Origin of the sequence: Streptomyces sp. NPDC006450 (genome assembly GCF_040612195.1) — a bacterium.
GTDB lineage: Bacteria > Actinomycetota > Actinomycetes > Streptomycetales > Streptomycetaceae > Streptomyces.
In genome coordinates, this window is the sequence record NZ_JBEXPT010000020.1 from 25,547 (window position 1) to 41,984 (window position 16,438).

Genomic DNA, 16,438 nt, shown 5'->3' on the forward strand with positions numbered 1-16,438 from the left:
GGCCCCCGTGGTGGTGGGGCCGCCCGCTGTGGGTGGTCGCTCTGCGTGGTTCTAGTGGGGTGTGGCTACTGGGTAGTGGGTAGTGGGGTCCCCAGTAGAAAGGGCCTGTTGGGGGCCTGTGGGGGCGCTAGTGGGGTGTTCTACTGGGTAGTGGGGTGTGCCCCACTACCCAGTACCCGGTAGCTGTCCGTGCACGGTTCAGGCGTGGTCGGGGTGGACGTAAACGGAGTGCGGCCCGTTGTCCCGGTAGACCAGCTCCCCGCGCTCGGCGGCGGCCCTCAGGGCAGCGCGGACGGTCTTGCGGTCCTTGCCGACGAGGTCCGCGACGGCTGCCGGCTTCATGCCCTCGGTCCCGGCCGCGTAGATCGCGGTGACCGCTTCGGGCAGCCAGCCCGGCCCGGCGTCCCGGCCGCCCTCGCCCCGGTGCGCGGACAGGTTCAGCCCCGGCCGCCGCGGCTGCTCCTGCTCCTGCTCCTGCTCGAGTTCGGGGGTGGGGGCGAACTCGACGGACATGAGCCGCTCGAACTCCGCGTCCACGCCGCTCGTCTCCGCGACGGTCGGGGCCTGCTCGCGGTGAGCGGAGAGGTTCAGACCCGTACCCGTCCGGCCCGTCGGTGCGGTGCCCGGTGTGCTGGCGTCGGGGTCTGGGGCGGTGTGCTGGTGTTCGGTGATCCATGCGGTGCGGGCGGTGTCCCAGCGGCGGGCGTAGTCGGGGCCGGCGGCCTTGGCGGAGACGGCGTCGAGGTAGGGGTGGCGGTCGCTGGTGGCGTGGACGATGTCGCGGATCTGGTTGGGGAGGATCCGCCAGGTTCCGAAGAGGGCGGCAGGGGATTCGGGGGTACCCATGAAGCCGGTGCCCTTGTGGGGTGCCTGCTCGATCCGCAGGCCGGTTCCGCCGGGGAACAGCTTGGACAGGTCCATGCCCTCAGTCGCCCCGCCGGTCAGCGCCACCCGCGTCTTGGCCTCGCGGCGGATCATCATGTCGCCCAGGACGGCGCCGGTGGCGCCGAGGGCGGTGAGGACGGTGCGGATGCCCATGGCGCGGAGCATCCGGATCACTTCGAGGATCTTCTTCGCGAGCTTGCGGGTCTCGGGATCCCGGCTGATCAGGATCTCCGCGCCTTCGTCGATCAGGAGCATGATCTGCGGGATCTCGTGGCTGATGGGCAGGAGGTCGGTGTTGGCCTTGGCCATGAGGTCCTGGTAGGCGCGCTTGCGGTAGTTGCCGACGCGCAGGGCCGCGTCCAGCATCAGGTGGGCTTCCTCGTGGCTGGCGGCGAGCCAGTCGATCCCGGGCCGCACCGCGGCACCTTGGCCGGAGCCGTCCATGGCGGGACGGATCCAGGGCAGGCCGGCCGATCCGGCGTTGAGGTCGATGACCCAGGTCAGGATGTCGGTGGCGCGGGCGAACCCGGCCAGGATGACGTGGACCATGTTCGTCTTACCGGATCCGGTCGGCCCGACGACCAGCGCGCACTGCTCGCGGAGGTAGGTGAGGATCTCCTCCGCGTTGGTGCGGTACCCCCACGGGATGCCGGTGTGGATCGACAGAGCGCTGTAGTCGGACGGGTAGGGAACTTCCGCCGCGAGGACGTTGACCGTGGTCACGTCGATCAGGACGCGGCCCTGGTCGATGCCGGGGGAGGCGGCGGCGGTGCAGCCGTGCGGGAGGCGGGCATCGGCGGACAGGCGGGCGTTCTCGCGGGCGATCCGGTCGTAGGTGGTGCCCCCGGCGGGGAGTTCGGCGTCGATGGTGAAGCCGGTGTTCGTCGGCCACATCTCCACGGCCACGATCCGCAGGGTGATCCCGCAGACCCGCTGCACGCGGTCCACCCACTCGGCGGCGATGGCCCGCCGATCGGCAGACAGTTCGCGGGCAACCTGCCGTTCAGCGGCGGCGATGGCTTCGAGCTCGCGGGCCTCCTCGTAGAAGCCGACCGAGCGGGCCGCGGCCCCCATGCCGACGCCGATCACGGCGAGGGAGCCCAGCGCGGTCCACGTGAGCGGGCCGGTGGCCAGCGCCCACGTCGTCCAGCCGGACCCCAGCAGCCAGGACGCGGCCCGCGCGCCGATCGTGCGAGCCGCGAGCTTCTGCCGCAGCCCCGACGCGGTGTGCCCGATCGCCCCGACCGTGCCGACGGCCAACGCCCAGGTCGGGGGCATGTGGGCGAGGGTGCCGACGGTGGCGACGGCGTAGGCGCCGGTGGTGGCGGACAGGGCGCCGGTGATGGGGCCGTGGCCGGCGGCCCAGTCCAGCGCGAGCCCGTTGTGGGTGACGGTGCTGGTAGTGGTCATCAGACGTTCCAGCCCTTCTCGGCCTCGGGCCCGTTGCGGGGGTCCTCGTGGCGGGCGATGTCGGCCTCGTGTGCCTTGCGGAACGCCGGTCCGAGGTCCTCGGCCACGGCGACGGCGGAGTTGATCGCGCCGTAGATGTCGGCGAAGCCGTCCGCGACTTCCTTCTCCAGCGGGAACTCGGTGTCCGAGCGCTCCGCGAGGATCTGCATGACGTTCGCGATCGACGCAAGGGCCTCGGGCAGGCCCTCGATCATCGCGAGGATCTCCATCGCGCTCTCCGGCTCGTAGGCCTGGGCCGCCTGCTCCATCTCGGCGGCGAGCTCTTCGAACCTGAACCCGGATGCGTTGCTCACAACTACTCCTTGGCTGACGGGAGGTGCGGGAACGTGCGTAGTGGGACGGGCGGCGCGGTCACCGAGGAGATCACCTTCGGCCTCCTGCTCGGTCCTGGCCTCGGCAAGGACCTCTTCCATGTCCGCGTCGTGCTGCGCGGCAATGCCCAGGTCACGCTCGTGGCGTTCGTCCTCGGCGCGGGCCAGGAGACGCCGGTAGAGGCGGCGCCCGGGATTCTGGAGCCAGGCCCAGCCGAGCTTCCGGCCAAGCGGCGTGGTCAGCAGACCGACGGCGCCCAGCAGCGCGCCGAACACGCCGGCCATCGCCCGGCGGGCGTGGAAACGGGCCGCGGACTTCCGCAGAGCCTTCCGCGTCAGCTTGCGGGCGGGGGCGGCGAGGTGCTTGACCCGCTTGCGGAACGCCTTGTTTTGAACATGGGCCCGGCCGTTGGCGACCGCCCGGCCCGCGCTGCGGTCCCCCACTGAGCGGACAGCACCCACGGCCTTGTCGCGGACGGCGGCGGCCTTACCCATGGACTTGGCCAGGGTCTGGGCCGCCGGACCACGTGCCTTCTTACCGGCGGTGGTGGCGCGCTCGGCGGCTTTCGCGGCCCGCCGGGTGTCCGCGACCTGCCGGCGGGCCTGAACTGCCGCCGTGCGGGCGGCGGATCGGGTCGGGGCCTGTGTCTTGGCCTGGGAGCGTAGGTCGCGGACCTGCCCGGCCCGGCCACCGGCCAGACGACCAGCAGCCTGCCCGGCACGCTGACGGGCCGAAGGTGTCCCCGCCTTGTTGAACGAGGCACCGGACCGGCCAGCAGACCGGACACCCGACGCGGTAGACGCGCAGTGGCGGGCCTGCCCGCCACCGGTCCGGCGGGATCCGGATCCCCCACCGGTACGAGGGCTGGTGCGGGGCTGGGAGGGGATCCTGCCCAGGCTGCTGCGGCCCTGGCTCACGCCTGCGGCGCGGTTGGCGGCTGGAGTGGGCTTGGCCGCGGGCTTCTTCTTACGGCCCTTGCTGCGCTGGTGGGCGGCGGCGGTACCCAGGACGGCGGCGCCGGTCATCGCGATCGCGGCGGCGATCGGGCCGCCCGCCAGCGCGGCGGTGGCCAGGAGTCCGGCGGCGGTGTTCGTCCCGGTCAGGGACAAAGGGCCCACGGGGAAACCGCCCGGGGTGTGCTCCACCTCCTTGGCCTTGGCGGCGGCAGTGGGCTCGGTAGCGGTCGGGCTGGTCGTGGTTTCTTGGGGTGGGGCCTGCGGTTCAACGGTCGTTTCGGTCATGCTGAACGTGCTCCTTCAGGGGAGAAGAGGGCCCGGCCGGTGCTGTAGGAGGCGGCTGGTCGGGCCCCGTTGAGTGGTTCAGGCGACGCACTGTTCGTCATCGGGGTAGGCGCACGGCACGCACATGCCGAGCGAGGCCGGGATCACGTACCCGGCGTCGCGCGAGCAGGTGGGGCAGGTACGGCGGGCCGCGTTGGCCTTCGCCAGAGCGGCGGCCTTGGCCGGCGTCATCGGGCGGACCGGGCGGGCGAGCTCTATCCGGTAGAGGAAGGCAACCAGCGGGCCGCGCCGGTAGCGGGGCCGCTCCACCTGAGCGGCGACGTCCTGGCCGCCGGGCCGGAGACCGGCCGCGCGGAGCTGACGGCGGGTGGCCAGGCCATCAGGGGCCAGGCGCCAGGTGTAGACGGGAAGGGTCGCGGCCGCACCGAGCGGGGTCGGGCTCACGACGTGGCCCCTTCAAGAGCCTGAACGGTGGTGCTGCTCGTGTCGCGGAGTTCCTGGTAGCGGCCGGCGGCCCAGCCGACAGACCAGCCAGTCAGTTCAGCGGCCACCCGTACGGGCAGTCCGGCGTCGAATGCGGCCCGGACCGTGGTGAGGGCTGGGCCTTCCTTCAGCTTCTCGGGCGGGGGGCCGGCGGCGAGGAGGGCGGCGCGCTCCTGCTCGATCCGCTCCTGTTCACGCTCGCGTTCACGGCGTTCACGCTCGGCCTGCTCGGCACGGGCCTGACGTTCACGCTCGGCCTTCTGCCGGGCCTCCAGCTCGCGCTGCTGTGCGGCCCGCTGCTCGGCCTGTTCACGCTCGGCCTGAGCTTGTTCACGCTCGCGTTCACCGCGTTCACGGGCCTCACGTTCAGCGGCCGCGGCGGCATCGGCACGGGCCTGCTCCTCGCGCCGGATCCGGTCCTGCCGCTCACCTTCCTCGCGGACGAGTCGGGCTTCGTGTTCACGCTGTTCACGGGCAAGGGTCGCCTCATGTTCGCGGCGTTCACGCACCCGCTGCTGGCGGGCTTCCTCCCGGTCCTCGACCGCTTTCGTGCGGGCCTGCGCTTCGGCTCGCTGTTCGGCCTGGAGGGTCCGGACGGCGGTGGTGATGGCCCGCCGGTAGGCGAGACCGGCCTCAGCGGTGACGATGAGGAGGAGCGGTGCGACGGAGTGGATCGCGACGCCGACCAGGTCCCCGGCCAGCGCGGATGCTCCGATGTTCAGGGCCAGGGTCATGGCGCCGGTCATCCACCGCAGGGCGACGGGCCAGGCGCCGCCGTGTCCGCCGAGGCGGGCCAGGACGGAGTCGAGGCGGACCACGATGACCACCGCCGCATCCACGACGAGGGGCAGGATCGGTGCCGTCCATCGCCACTCGGGGGCGGTGTGTGCGGCCATCAGCGGTGTGACGGTGAGGACGGAGTAGAGCATCGCCCCGCCCACGATCAGCCACGTGCCGACGGCCAGCGCGCGTTCCGCTGAACGGAGGTGAACGTCGTTCATGACGCCCCGCCTTCCAGCGCCCGGACCTTGACCGAACCCAGCAGGAGGACCCATTCCGGGTGGGGGTGGTAGTCGGGGCTGGTGTTCTCCGTCCACTCCCACTCGGCGTCCTCGGCGAGCGTGAACCCGAGGTACGCCAGCGCCGCCTGGCGCGCCATGACGTTCGGGATCGCGGTGGATGTGGGCCAGGTGAAGGTGGGCCACTCACTGACCAGACCGGTCTGGGCCACGTACAGCTGCCAGCACGGGCCCGTCGTCGGTTCCGGGGCGGTGGTACCGCAGCAGCGCAACGTGAGCTGCGCTCCGAAGATCTTCTTGCTCATGCCGCGTCCCCCGCCATGCTCGTGTCGGCGGTGCGGTTGGTCGCGTCCCGCCGGGCCGCCAGGACCCGGTTACGGGCCCGACGGATCCGGCGCGCGCTGAACTCGGACGCCGGCCGGTCCAGCTGGGAAATCAACGCGTCGAGCAGGTCGACCTCCGCCAGGATCAGCGGCATCTCGACCTCGATCGCGTCCAGCTCCGCGTCCGACGGCTCCAAGCCATCCGACCACGGGGTAACGATGCTTTGAAGTGCAGCGATGGACTTCATGGGTCTTGCTCCTTCTGTGGAGGAACGGGGCCCGAACAGCAGCCCCCGGCGTTCCCGCGCCGGGGGCTGCACTGTGTTGGGGGTGGAGCGTCCTGTACTCGGCTCCCTGCGACCCCGCCCGTACAAGACGGGCAGGGGAGGCAACCGTCCGCTACCAGAAGAGGTAGCGGATGTCGGTAGCGCTGATCCGTACACGGGGACAGAACCCACGTACGCCGCCCTCTCAGAGGGGGGCGGATACCTCGATCCACTCTTCAGTTCTCAACGGACGATCGCTTCCTTCGAGCCGTCTCACGGGCTCTCCAGGCGCCGAGAGCAGCCCAAAGAGGACCCCTCTCCGGTTCGCTGTCCTAGGACTGCGAACTTCTGTGGATGACTATGGACTGGCAGTCCCAGGACTGTCAACAGTCCTGGGACTGTGTTTGACTGGACTCATCGAGAGGAGCTCCCGTGGCACCCAAGTGGCGCGAACTGGCTGACAAGCTGGCCGAGCAGATCAGGCAGGGCGACTACGCCCCTGGCCAGCAGCTACCACACATCCGCGACCTCGTGGATGCCGGCGAAGGGTCGAAGTCCACGGTCCACGCTGCGTACAAGGCGCTCGAGGCTGAGGGCTTGGTGACCTCGTCGCGGGGCCATGGCACGGTCGTACGGCAACAGGCCCCGTTGAAGCGTCTGGGCATCGCGCGGTACGACAAGGCGAAGTGGCGGGACGGCGACGAGGTGGCGTTCATCGCTGACCGTGTCGCGTCAGGACGTGCCTACAAGCGCGGTGAACAGACGCAGAGCGTCAGCCGTGTGCCGGCGCCCGCGTTGGTGGCTGCGGCGCACGGGCTTGCTGAGGGGGCAGATGTGTATGCGCGGGCGCGGCTCGTGAAAGAAGGCGATCAGCCAACGCACACGCTGACCAGTTACTACCGAGCCGAACACGTCGAGGGAACTCGCATCGTTGACCCGACCCCGGGTCCCGCCGGCCGGGGTGGTGGCTTTCGGGTTCTGTACGACGCGGGCTACGAGATCGACCACATGCGTGAGGAGCTGTTCGCGAGGGTCGCGACGCAGGAAGAAGCAACCTTGCTCCAGCTGGCGACCGGCGAGTGGGTCGTTGAACTGCATCGGACGACGTACACGGCGGACGGGACAGTCGTAGAGTTCGCGATCGGCCTGCATGCGGCCACTCGTTTTGCGTGGGCCTACGACTTCCAGGTCCCCGACTCGGCTCGGGAGGCCACGTCGTGATCTCCTCGCAGGCATGGGCCGACGCCGAACAGCTGTGGGACTTCCAGCAGATGCACCACGAACCGCGGCCCTGCTCCGTGGCCATCGGGCTTGGTAGTCATGACCTTGGGGTCGCTGACGTCACGGTCGACCTGTACCAGCGCGGCATGATGCCGCTGATCGTCTTCACGGGAGCCACGAGCCGAACGACTCACGAGCGGATGCCGCGCGGTGAGGCGGGGCACTACCGCGAACGAGCCTTGGAGCTGGGCGTTCCCGAGTCCGTCATCCTTGTGGAGCCGCACGCGCGCAATACGGGCGAGAACATCCGCTTCTCCAGGTCGCTGCTCGCGGACCAAGGTGTTCCTGTCGAGTCGGTGCTGCTAATCAGCAAGCCCTACGAGGAGCGGCGGGCCTACGCGACGGCCCGCAAGTTGTGGCCAGAGGTGGAGTTCGTCAGCGCGTCCACGGCAATGACGCTTGCGGAGTACGTGGCGTCGATCCAGGATCCGCGGCTCGTCTTCGACATGCTCGTCGGCGCGCAACAGCGGCTGCTCATCTACCCGCGGCAAGGGTTCCTGATCCGCCAGGAGATTCCGCCCGCGGTCTCAGCAGCCTACGAGCGACTCTGCTCTGAGGGTTTCACGAGCCGCCTCGTAGCCAGTCACTGACCGGCCTTCTGACAATGGTCAGAGCACCTCACTGAACGATTCATTCTATGCTCGCGGACCCAAACGTCAGGGCACGATGGGTCCATGAGATGGCGACGGTCTGCAGCCGAGGAACAGCCCCGCTATTGCCGCGTGCATCAGGTGCCGCAGAGTGCCCGCCCCAACGGCAGGGGCATGGAGCGAAATAGGCGCGGCGTCTGCGGTGTGGAGGGTTGCCGAATTCGCATCGACAAACGGGGCCGTGTTCGCCAGATCAGCGGAGCCAAGGTCGACGACGTGCTCAGGGCGCACCGGGAGGTGGCGCACCAGCCGGAGCGGGGACATGGCGGGGCATGGCTTAGCGGGTCGTTCTACCTCGTTGCCTTCGTCGCAACGGCGGCAGTCACGGTGGGCGCGAGCCTCGTAGCCGCCCCGTGGACCGTGCCGCTCGTCATTGTGGGTTCCCTGCTCGGGGTGGGAACGATTGGCGCCTTTCAGCTGCGCCATGACGACAAGCTGAGCGAGCAGCGGTTCGTGGAGCTCATCAAGATGACCTTCCTCAACATCCCGGCGGTCCTGCGCCGATCGCCTCCTCCTGTCGATCCGCTGCCGGGAGCTCAGACCCCGCCAGGGCTTTGAAGCAGCAGGTGGGCCCACACTGACTGATTTGGTTAGAGCAACGGAGTGGAGCGTATGACCGAGCGAACTATCCACCTCGATCCTGAGCCACGTAGCTGGCGCTCGCGGAAGATACGTGTCCGGCCTTCCCGCTGGTATGCCACGGTCGAACTTGACCGCGATGGATACGTCACGGCTGAGAGTTCGCGGGGGCGAGCCCGCGAGCTGCCCGTCGCCTACGTAGATGCCGTTGACAGGGTGCGCAGCGCGTCCATCGACTGCATCTGGTACGACGGCTACTCGGAAGGCTTCTCCTGGGGAGGTGGCCCGGGTTGGGTCACCTTGTACGTACAGTTCCCCTACGTTGAAGCTGCGGTCGCGGCCCTGCGCATAGCTGAGCTCGATCACGACTACAGCGGACTCCATGCGCTTGCTGACCGGCTGGTGCTTCCGGTCGATGATTGGCTTGCTCCCGGAGAGCGGGAGCTGATTCGCGGCGTCGACTTCGCGCCACCGCCCAACGTGTTCCTCAAGTTCCTTCGCGGGAAGGCCAAGGAGCGCGGAGTGCAGCTCAATGGCCGGGCAACCGCTGGGAGCGTGTGGGTCCGCCCAAGGCTGTCACCCGCTCAGAAACAGGTGCGTGAGACATCACCCGAGCGGTACCCCGGGTGGGTGGACCGCTGGACCGAGCACGTCGATGCCGATGACGCACCGCTCCGGCCGTGGGTAGGTGCCAGAGGCGAGGACCTCAGTTACGGCGCGGCACCCATCCAGTTCCTCACCGTGGAGACGCCGGCCATCGACAAGTGCCCGTGTGGCATGCGTCTGGGTGAGGCCGAGTACGGCGGCAAGACGCATGCTCGCGATCACGCAGCTTGGGCGTTTGGCGCCCGGGTGCCCAAGACCCTGGAATGGCGGGGCGACCTGGCTGTCGTCTCAACGCAATCAGCCGTCGCGTGGCGGAAGCTCGCGTATCAGGTGGCGCGGCTGCCACAGAGGGAGAACCACTACGACTTCCCCTCGTGGTCCCACCTGGGCGAGCCTGAGGTGACCCTGGACAACGTGAGGGCGTACCTCTTGCAGACCAATGGGTCGGTCATCGGCTACCTGAACGCGTACGACACCAGCAAGCACCGCCACTGGGACCTGGTCGACGGGTCCCCATACGGCGACGAGGACGACACGCTGCGCCCGGTGATCGGCTTGGTATGGGTCGCAGATGCTTACCGGCGGCAAGGCGTCGGCGCGACGATCGTGCAGGCACTCGCTGACGACTTCGGGTGCCAGGTTGTGGATGTGTCATGGTCGAGCCCCATCAGCGATGCTGGCCGGAGCCTCGCACGCCGCATCTCGCCCAGTGGCATTTGGGTCAGCTGACGGACACGGCTGGTCGATCGGGTCTCAGCTGCGGGCTCGTTTGGGCCTAGATCCGAGATCGTGTGCGGACAGCCGCTGGCGTCCGGCAGGCGCTCTGAGCGGGGAGGCTTGGGTTGCCGTAAACCGCCGTGGACGCCTACGGATGGTAATCAGACAACTCCCCGTTCGTCGGCTGGTGATGACCAGCTTAGTCGGGGGCAATCGCGGAGGGCTCAGCCATGCTCATCTCTCTCCTGATCTGACGTGAGGGCATCGCAAGGGCAGGCACCTCCGAGAATGCCCAGGGCTGGTGATGCACATGCCGAATGATCACGGCTGTGGCCAACCTCTGGCCAGCGCAACCATCGAAGAGCGGGCTCGCGCAACGCCCTGTGCCCGCGAACGGGGCGTATGGCCTGATCGACAGAACAGACACCCCGACATCGATCGTGGCGGCCTGGCATCAGCGTCTGACGAAAGAAGGTTGCAGGTTCGAGCCGAGTGCTCCAGCTAAAAGGCCCCGGACGAGAGTCCGGGGCCTGCTGTTCTTGCGCCCTCTCACCTGGCAAGCAGGCCGCCCATGGTGCGGAAGTAGCGGGCATGCGTCTCAAGCAGATCGCTGCGTGATCGAGCGGTCAGCACTACCACCTCGATGTTCTGGTGATTGCGGTGCTCCCGCTCAACGCGGAACCGCTCTGCAAGCGCATCCTTACGGTGCGTAAACTCCAGCTCGCGCACCAAGGTGCCGGCAGCGCGGTCGTAAACCACAAGCACATTGGTCATGCTTCGACGCTACCAGGGGCGAAGCTACTCACAAGGGCACTGAGCGGCTGGATGCCAGCGCGGACGTCCATCAGCCTAGCTTCGAGCAGTATCAGCAGGTCACGTATCCGACCCATTTGGTCGTCCACTTTGTCCCGCGCCATGGAGATATCTTCCTTAGTGCCGGCAGGCAAGTGGATCTGAACTGTCTCCGCTGCCTCAATGAGTGCGATGACGCGGCTCTGGTCAAGGAGAGTGTCAACAAAGGCCTCCAAGACCTCTCTGAGCTCGTCCGTACTCTTCCGGAGCGGCTCAACGATCGCGTCGACCTCGGGTGTAAGGCCCATCAGGATGTCCAGTTCCCACTCACCCGGAGCAAGCCACGCCTCGCCGTAGCGGATCTCACGGCCGATGAGGTCTGCCAGCTTCTCGAAGACCTCGGCCCACGAATGTTGCGGCCGCGTCCGTACCTGCACCTCCACCGGGACGCCCTCAGGGAAAACGACAACATGCACGGCCCTGTATCCCTGGCGAGGTTCGGCGCGACGGTCGATAACTTTGGGTGACCGCGGGCAGCTCGCGAAAGCTTCCTCGATCTCCTCAACCACACGGTCCTGGTCGTGCAGATCGCCATCAATGACGACACGTAGGCCGGCAAGGTCCTGAATGCTCTTCAACCAAGAGCCGCCGTGGCGCCGGAGCTTCTCCAGGACTGTTCCCGTGTTCTTGAGGCGGCCGGTCGGGGAGCACCCGAGCTCGCCGACCCGGAGGCTTGCGCTAGCAAGCACCTCATCGTAGGAGCCAAGCAAGACGGCAAGATCATCTAGGTCGGCATCGGAAGGCGACGCCGTTTCAACCAGACGTCGCCCGAGCCGTTCGATCTGCGATTTGGAGAAGGGCAGGGGCATGGGCACCGTTGTAGCACTGGATCAAGGCATTCGACTGGTATTTGAAGTGCTTCACGGACCCCCGGTTGGGGCAACTGCGCGCCACGGCGGTCGCTCTCAGGTGTCAGGCTGCCGATGTTGCCTGAGTTGGGGTGGGTCTCAGTTCTGGTCTCGAACCTTCGAGGTTCCGAGGGTGTCTGTGGGCGCATACTGGCATCTGAAATCGCCTGTGATCTGGGGATCAGCGGTTGCGGCGGATGTGAGCGGACGACCCTGAACCGTGATCGGACAACTCGTAATGCGTAGGTCTCGGGTTCGAATCCCGAAGGCGGCTCGGATTAGCCCCAGGACTCACTCGCCGTGACCTGGGGCTTTTTCATGCCCGCACACGGTGCGGGAGCGGGCACGGGTGCGGCTTGGCCGGTCAGGTGAACGTCACGCCCCCGCCGGGATTCAGAAACGGTCGAGTTGGTGCGCGGTCCGGACCGGTGATGCTTCGTGGTCGAGACCCGAGGCTCTTCTGTCTTCCGAGCGCGGCAGTAGCGGGGGCGTGGTGTGCGATCAGCTCTGCGGGGGCGTGGCGTGTTTTCTCGTCAGGTGGGCCTGCCGTGCCCAGCGGGCCAGGCCGCCTACGGCGAGCGAGGTGATGATCGCGCCCCAGTCGATGACGTGGGGGAGGCCCGGGAAGAAGGCGAAGAACGCGAAGGACAGTGCCGTTGCGACGAGGAAGGCGGCCAGGCCGGCGCGCCGGAGCTTGGCTTCCCATGCAGCGTCGTCGGGCGAGGGCTGGGTGGTCATGTGCGGCTCACTGCGTGATGTGGTGGCACTGACTGACCCGGCGCACCCCGTTGACGCTGACGTGCGCACACGCCTTGCCGTACCGAGGAAGCGTCTGGGGTGCGTTGTCGCGCATCGGGTGGATCTCGCACTCGGTGTGCGTCTTGCCCCGGGACGTGCGGTAGGTCTTGTTGTCGGTGTCCGCGTAGGTGAAGTCGATGCGCCAGTTGCAGAAGCCTGAATTCAGGGCCCCTACGAATCCGCAGTCGACGCCGGCGTTCTGGTACGTGATCTTCCTGCCTTCTCCGCGGACGATGTGAGTGAACATGCAGCCCGTCGGAACCTTCATGGTGACACCGCCGACTTGGTAGTCGAAGCCGGTGACGGGTGTCGAGCCGATGGCGCCGGCGTGAGCCTCGGCGGGAGGTAGGACGGCCAGCCCGGCCGTCGTAGCGAGAGCGGTGAGGATCCGGGCTGCTAAGAGCTTGCCCATCGGTGTCCCTTCAGGCGGAGTGTGTCTGTCGGAAGGGAACGCTTCTCATCGACTCGGAGTTCTGCCCCGACGGGCAGTCCACTACGAAGAGTGATCAACAGATTGGCATGCTGACCAGCCGTAACTACCGCCCGCACATGCCGTTCCTGCGTGTGCACTGCGTGGCGCGAAGCTCCTGGCAGGGCGGGTGGTCTCGCGTTGAGGGCCCGGCTGCCAGGAGCTTCGTCGATTCGTGCGGGCCCCGGTGTCCAGCGGGGCTGTGCCCCGGGTGGGTTGGAGGCCCGGTGGGGCGTACCCGGGGGCGGTGGGGGCTGGGTCAGGCTTCCTGTTGGGGCACGGCAGGGGGGAGGAGCAGGGCGGTCAGGCCCGCGAGCAGGGGGAGGACCGCGACGACGGCGAGTGCGCTGGTGAGGGCCATGTGCTCGGAGAGCGTTCCGGTGGCGGCGGAGCCGATGCCGCCGCCGACGAAGAAGAGGAGGTTGAGCACGCCCATGGCCCCGCCGCGCTGGGCGGGTTCGAGGCGGCTGGAGAGTACGGCGGTGGTGAGCACCTGGGTGGCCGCGAACGTTGCCATGCCCATGGACGTGCCGATCAGCATGATGACGATGCCGCCTTCGACGACGCCGACCAGTCCGAGGAAGACCGCGGAACTCACGGCCGCCCCGGTCAGCAGCAGGCTGCCGCCCTTGCTGGCGGTGAGTTTGCTGGCCACCCGCGCGGCCACCGCGCCGACGATCGCACCCGGCAGGAGCCATGCGCCGATGGCGAACACGTCCCAGCCGTACTTGAAGGTGAGGATCTGCGGCACCGCGTACATGGCGGCGAACAGCCCGGCGTAACCGCCCAGACCGACCAGAGCTGCGGTCAGGAAGGTGCGGTCGGTCGCCAGTTGGCGCGGTACGAAACCGTCGGGCCGCTTGCCGATGTGCATCACGAGGCCCACCACCGACAGCACCAGAAGCGCGGCCAGTGCGATCACCAGCGGGGTGGCCAGGTCCAGGGACGATGCCTGGATGAGCAGGAGCAGCGAGGTCGCGCCCGTGCCCAGCAGGATCCCGCCGACCAGGTCGACGGCCTTGCCGAAGCCGGGGCGGGTGGCCGCGAGGTCCAGGCAGAAGGGCACCAGCAGCAGCGAGAGCGCCGGCAGCACGAGGGTGAGCCGCCAGTGCATCCAGTCCGTCACCATGCCGCCCATGAGAGTGGCGGTGGAGGAGAAGAGAGCCATGGCAGCCCCGAAGATCCCCAGGATCTTGGTGCGTTGTGAGGGGGCCGCCGCGGAGGCGAGCGTGAGTGCGCTGGACGTCATGGCGCCGGAGCCCGCGGCCTGGACGAACCGGCCCGCGATCAGGGTGCCGAAGTTGGGGGCGATCAGGCACAGCACCGCGCCGATGGCCAGGAACACCGAACCCACCAGGAGCGTGTTGCGCACGCCCCACTTCTCCGAGAGCCGCCCGAAGAAGGCGGTGCCGACGCCGAGCGCCAAGGCGTGCGCGGTCAGCACCCAGCCCGCGACGGCCGGACGGACCTCCATCGCCTGGGCGACATCGGGTAATGCCACGCCCGCGGCGGTCACACCGAAGATCACGGGGCCGAAGAGCGCTCCGAGCCTGAGCCCGGTCAAACCCGCACTGGGTGCGGTCTGCGGTGGGGCTTGGACCGCGCTGTTGGTCGTCATCGAGGCTTTTCCTTCCAATTTCTGGTGTGCGCCGGATCCGCTTCTTCGGGTGGTCAGAAGCGCTTCGCGCGCGGCGGGATGTTGTGGTTGAACCGGAAGAGGTTGTCCGGGTCGTAGCGGGTCTTGATCTCGCGCAGCCGCGTCCAGGTGGCGGGTCCGTAGCCCCGCTCGGCCAGCTGGGCCGTCTGCGGACCGGCGAGGAAGTTGAGGTAGCTGCGGCCCGTTCCCCACGGCGCCATGCCGTCCACGACGTGCGCCGGGCGTCCGCCGGGCAGCCCGATCGTGGACAGGCAGAAGGCGGCATCCCGGTGGTCGACCGCGTTCGCCACCGCGGGCGGCTGACTCAGGGCGCCGCCCATGTGCCGCAGCTCGACCATGATGTCCGTGCAGTCGCTGCCGGGGCCCGCGAGGGAGAGCAGGTCGTCGGCGGCGCCCTGGCCCAGTTCGCGCAGCATGGTGGAGCGCTCGTCGTAGGGGATGGGGAAGGCCGGGTCGTTGTGGATGTCCGCGAAGCGCTCGTAGGGCATCTCCGCGAGCGTGTCCACGAGCGCCGGCGCGATCTTCCGCAGCGGCCTGACCAGCCGGTCCCCTTCGTCGCCCGGTCCCAGGTGGGCGATGCGGACGTGCACCACGAGCCTGCCCCGCAGGAAGTCCGGGATCGGATCCAGGTCCGGCATCCGCAGCAGCGCCAGCGAGGAGGCCGTCTCGCGCGGTACGGACTCGGTCCACGCCCGCCAGGCGTGCAGGACCTCGGCGGCCGTCTCGCCGGGGAAGAACAGCCCGCCACCGTAGAACCGGGGCACCGGGAAGAGCCCGAACTCGATGGCGGTCACCACCCCGAAGTTGCCCTTGCCGCCGCGCAGCGCCCAGAAGAGGTCCGTGTTGCGCTGCGCGGTGGCGGTTCGCGGCCGTCCGTCGGGGGTGACGATCTCCACCGAGGTGACGTGGTCGGCGGCGAATCCGTACGCGCGGGACAGCAGCGCCAGCCCGCCGCCCAGGGTGTAGCCGACCACGCCCACCAGGGGCGAGGAGCCGTTGAGCGGGGCGAGCCCGTGGACGGCGGCCGCTTCGACGACCTGGTGCCACCGCGCGCCGGCCTCCGCCCGTGCGACCCCGGCGACGGGGTCGATCGTCACCTTGGTCATCCGGCGGGTGTTGATGAGCAGTCCGGCCCCCTCGGCAGCGCGCGAGGGTCCGTGGCCGGTCGCCTGGACCGCCGTCGGCATTCCGGTCTCCGCCGCGAAGAGGACGGCCTTGCGCACTTCCTCGGCGTCCTGGGCGCCGACGGCCATCGCGGGCCGGTGCTGCACGATCTGGTTGAAACCCGCGACCTCGGCTGCGTATCCGTCGTCCCCGGGTCCCCACGCGGGGCCGGAGAGGCGTCCGGAGAGCCCCTGCACCGTTGCGGATATGTACATGCGTCAGCCCTCCCAAGGTGGACCCACTCGGGTCGCTGATCACATTTCCAGCCGCAGCCTCGGGGGCCCATCCCTCTATTGAGGGGAGGTGGGTTTCAGCGGTTCGGGCTCCCCGGTTCCGGTCGGCCGGGGGCGGACTCGCCGGGGAAGGGCTGTCCCTGCATGTCGCCCAGGACGCGGAGCATGTCGACCAGTTCCCTCAGCCGGCGCTCGCCCAGCAGGTCCTCCACCTGCGCGTGCAGCCGGCCGGCCTCCTCGACCGCCGCGGTCAGATGCCGGCGGCCGGCGTCGGTGAGGGCGACGATGCGGCGCTTGCGGTTCGCCGGGTCCATCTCCTTGGTCACCAGGCCGCGCGCGTTCAGGCGGTCCAGCAGCACCGTGAGCGTGGAGCGGTCGACCGCTGCCAGGGCTCCCAGCGCGGACTGGTCCATGCTGCCGTGGTCGTCCAGGGTCAGCAGCACCGCGAACTGAGGACTGGTCAGGTCGGGCAGGCGCTGCTGCCACAGCGTCGTCCACGCCTGCCCGGCCCGGCGCAGCTGATTTGGCAGCGCCTCTTCCAGTTGTGGCCGGGGGCGGGGGGTTGTGTTCGTCATGCCGATCAGT

17 protein-coding genes are annotated in these 16,438 nt (G+C 68.8%); 4 read left to right on the forward strand and 13 right to left on the reverse strand.

Going from position 1 to position 16,438, the window contains the following annotated elements; all coding sequences use genetic code 11:
• Positions 1-198: 198 nt before the first annotated feature.
• The 6 genes from ABZY57_RS09975 to ABZY57_RS10000 all read right to left on the reverse strand — a co-directional run bounded on the left by ABZY57_RS09975 (position 199) and on the right by ABZY57_RS10000 (position 5,981).
• The gene (locus ABZY57_RS09975) at positions 199-2,295 is read right to left on the reverse strand and encodes a hypothetical protein (RefSeq protein ID WP_356510028.1); all 2,097 of its coding nucleotides are present in this window, start codon (positions 2,293-2,295) and stop codon (positions 199-201) included.
• Positions 2,295-3,908: a hypothetical protein gene (locus ABZY57_RS09980; protein ID WP_356510030.1), complete on the reverse strand. Its 1,614-nt coding sequence runs from the start codon at positions 3,906-3,908 to the stop codon at positions 2,295-2,297. Before ABZY57_RS09980 ends, ABZY57_RS09975 begins: the two co-directional genes overlap by 1 nt.
• 78 nt (positions 3,909-3,986) lie before the next feature.
• Positions 3,987-4,352, reverse strand: coding sequence for an RRQRL motif-containing zinc-binding protein (locus ABZY57_RS09985; protein WP_356510032.1), 366 nt, complete (start codon positions 4,350-4,352; stop codon positions 3,987-3,989).
• Positions 4,349-5,392 (reverse strand): DUF2637 domain-containing protein, encoded by a 1,044-nt coding sequence (locus tag ABZY57_RS09990; protein WP_356510034.1) that lies wholly within the window; start codon positions 5,390-5,392, stop codon positions 4,349-4,351. Before ABZY57_RS09990 ends, ABZY57_RS09985 begins: the two co-directional genes overlap by 4 nt.
• Positions 5,389-5,715: a DUF6303 family protein gene (locus ABZY57_RS09995; protein ID WP_356510036.1), complete on the reverse strand. Its 327-nt coding sequence runs from the start codon at positions 5,713-5,715 to the stop codon at positions 5,389-5,391. The genes ABZY57_RS09990 and ABZY57_RS09995 overlap by 4 nt, the downstream gene beginning before the upstream one ends.
• Positions 5,712-5,981 carry a DUF6284 family protein gene (locus ABZY57_RS10000; RefSeq protein ID WP_356510038.1) on the reverse strand — a complete coding sequence of 90 codons (270 nt, stop codon included), beginning with the start codon at positions 5,979-5,981 and terminating at the stop codon, positions 5,712-5,714. Before ABZY57_RS10000 ends, ABZY57_RS09995 begins: the two co-directional genes overlap by 4 nt.
• Positions 5,982-6,431: 450 nt before the next feature.
• On the opposite strand from ABZY57_RS10000, the gene ABZY57_RS10005 reads away from it, so the two are divergent.
• From ABZY57_RS10005 to ABZY57_RS10020, 4 genes are all read left to right on the forward strand, one after another.
• Positions 6,432-7,220: a GntR family transcriptional regulator gene (locus ABZY57_RS10005; protein ID WP_356510040.1), complete on the forward strand. Its 789-nt coding sequence runs from the start codon at positions 6,432-6,434 to the stop codon at positions 7,218-7,220.
• Positions 7,217-7,870: a YdcF family protein gene (locus ABZY57_RS10010; RefSeq protein ID WP_356510042.1), complete on the forward strand. Its 654-nt coding sequence runs from the start codon at positions 7,217-7,219 to the stop codon at positions 7,868-7,870. The genes ABZY57_RS10005 and ABZY57_RS10010 overlap by 4 nt, the downstream gene beginning before the upstream one ends.
• 84 nt (positions 7,871-7,954) lie before the next feature.
• Complete coding sequence (locus ABZY57_RS10015) at positions 7,955-8,488, forward strand: hypothetical protein (protein ID WP_356510044.1); 534 nt, start codon at positions 7,955-7,957, stop codon at positions 8,486-8,488.
• Positions 8,489-8,542: 54 nt separating this feature from the next.
• Positions 8,543-9,844, forward strand: a complete 1,302-nt coding sequence (locus tag ABZY57_RS10020) for a GNAT family N-acetyltransferase (RefSeq protein WP_356510046.1) — start codon at positions 8,543-8,545, stop codon at positions 9,842-9,844.
• Positions 9,845-10,381: 537 nt separating this feature from the next.
• Here the strand turns inward: ABZY57_RS10020 and ABZY57_RS10025 are convergent.
• The 7 genes from ABZY57_RS10025 to bagL form a co-directional block, all read right to left on the reverse strand.
• Positions 10,382-10,606, reverse strand: a complete 225-nt coding sequence (locus tag ABZY57_RS10025; protein ID WP_356510048.1) for a hypothetical protein — start codon at positions 10,604-10,606, stop codon at positions 10,382-10,384.
• Positions 10,603-11,493 carry a RelA/SpoT domain-containing protein gene (locus ABZY57_RS10030; RefSeq protein ID WP_356510050.1) on the reverse strand — a complete coding sequence of 297 codons (891 nt, stop codon included), beginning with the start codon at positions 11,491-11,493 and terminating at the stop codon, positions 10,603-10,605. The genes ABZY57_RS10025 and ABZY57_RS10030 overlap by 4 nt, the downstream gene beginning before the upstream one ends.
• Positions 11,494-12,033: 540 nt before the next feature.
• A complete protein-coding gene (locus tag ABZY57_RS10035; protein ID WP_356510052.1) occupies positions 12,034-12,270 on the reverse strand; it encodes a hypothetical protein in 237 nt (78 codons plus the stop codon).
• A 7-nt stretch (positions 12,271-12,277) separates the two neighbouring features.
• The gene (locus tag ABZY57_RS10040; protein WP_356510054.1) at positions 12,278-12,742 is read right to left on the reverse strand and encodes a hypothetical protein; all 465 of its coding nucleotides are present in this window, start codon (positions 12,740-12,742) and stop codon (positions 12,278-12,280) included.
• A 316-nt stretch (positions 12,743-13,058) separates the two neighbouring features.
• Positions 13,059-14,417: a bagremycin/ferroverdin transporter BagJ/FevB gene (gene bagJ / locus ABZY57_RS10045; RefSeq protein ID WP_356510056.1), complete on the reverse strand. Its 1,359-nt coding sequence runs from the start codon at positions 14,415-14,417 to the stop codon at positions 13,059-13,061.
• Between the two features lie 53 nt (positions 14,418-14,470).
• Positions 14,471-15,835, reverse strand: a complete 1,365-nt coding sequence (gene bagK / locus ABZY57_RS10050; RefSeq protein ID WP_356510058.1) for a bagremycin/ferroverdin biosynthesis FAD-dependent oxygenase BagK/FevA1 — start codon at positions 15,833-15,835, stop codon at positions 14,471-14,473.
• Positions 15,836-15,930: 95 nt separating this feature from the next.
• Positions 15,931-16,428 carry a MarR family transcriptional regulator BagL/FevM gene (bagL, locus tag ABZY57_RS10055; RefSeq protein WP_356510060.1) on the reverse strand — a complete coding sequence of 166 codons (498 nt, stop codon included), beginning with the start codon at positions 16,426-16,428 and terminating at the stop codon, positions 15,931-15,933.
• Positions 16,429-16,438: the final 10 nt, after the last annotated feature.